Source organism: Variovorax boronicumulans NBRC 103145 (genome assembly GCF_001591345.1).
GTDB classification, from domain to species: domain Bacteria; phylum Pseudomonadota; class Gammaproteobacteria; order Burkholderiales; family Burkholderiaceae_C; genus Variovorax; species Variovorax boronicumulans.
The window spans coordinates 1-1,177 of the sequence record NZ_BCUS01000262.1 but is presented as its reverse complement, the minus strand read 5'-3'; the positions used below and the strand labels follow the sequence as shown (position 1 = coordinate 1,177).

The following is a 1,177-nucleotide window of genomic DNA, read 5'->3' as shown; positions in this document are numbered from 1 at the left end:
TGATGTCCCCATCCTGCAGCGTGATCGACGCGCCCTGCGCCGTCGCGATGCGGATCTTCTTCTTGGCCGCGAACTCCACCGTCTGGTCGGTGCTGGCGATCTTCAGCGCTTCCTTGGCCTGCACGCGCAGTTCGTCGTGCTGCGCCTGGAAGTCCAGGTCGTCGTTGCCCGCGATGACCGACAGGCCCGTGTCCGCATCGGCCTTCTGCGCCCCGGCCAGCACGCCGATGGCTTGCCCGCTGTGCACGCGCAGCACGTCGGCCAGCGCCAGGTTGATGTCGCCGCCGCTGGCCAGCGTGGCGGTCTCGCCGCTGACGACCTGCAGCTGCTGACCCGCCACCATCGCCAGCCCGCCGCGTGCGGCCAGCGCGATCACGGCGTCGCTCGTGTGCGGCACCTTGCCTTCGCCGGTGGCGATGGTTTTGTCTGCCGCATCTGCGTAGGCGGTGTCGAGCGCGTCGGCGGTCACCATGCCGCTGACGGTGCGTTCCATCGCGGCGTAAGGGGCTCGCTCCTTGTCGAGTTGCGATTCGTCGACCTTGTTGGCACCGATGTGCCCAGCCAGCTGTACCGTCTCGTGGGTCTTGGCCGCATCGCTCAGAGCCTGGCCCAGCTGCTGCACCTGCTTGAGCAGCGCCATGCCGGCGGCGAAGTCGCCCACGGGCTCGAGCTTCTGGCCGCCTGCGCCGTGGTACGTGCTCAGCAGCACGCCCTTGCCGCCGCGCAGGGCGGCGTAGCCGTCGGTGCGCAGCTCCAGGCCCTGGCCTCGGAAGCTGCCGCGGAAGTTGTCGGCCTGGTGGATGAGGTGGCCCAGGTTCAGCTGGCTGTGGGCGGTGCTCGCGTGCAGCTGCACGCGCAGCTGCTGGTTCGAATCGTCGAACACCAGCTGGCTGAAGCCCTCGCCGCCGAACTCCTTGGTCTTGAAGCCGCTCAGGGCCGCGGCGTTGCGGTGGCCCTTGTCGTCGGCGCTGGCGCCGTGCCAGGGCGGGGCGTGGCCCGCTGCCAGGTTGGCCTGGGCGCTGGGCGAGGCGTTGCTCGCCTGGGCGAAGACGTCGTTGTTGTCGTTGCTGCCCTGTTCGCTGTTCTCACCGGTGCGCGATGCGCCGCCGGGCGTGGGGGCGATGCCGCCGTCGCCGCGGCCGTTGTACAGCGCGCCGACGATGACGGGCTGGTCCAC

At 70.3% G+C, this 1,177-nt stretch carries 1 protein-coding gene; it reads right to left on the bottom strand.

What is annotated here, in order from left to right; genetic code table 11:
• On the bottom strand, positions 1-1,177 hold a 1,177-nt coding region (locus VBO01S_RS31420), incomplete at both ends, for a type VI secretion system Vgr family protein (RefSeq protein WP_157627558.1).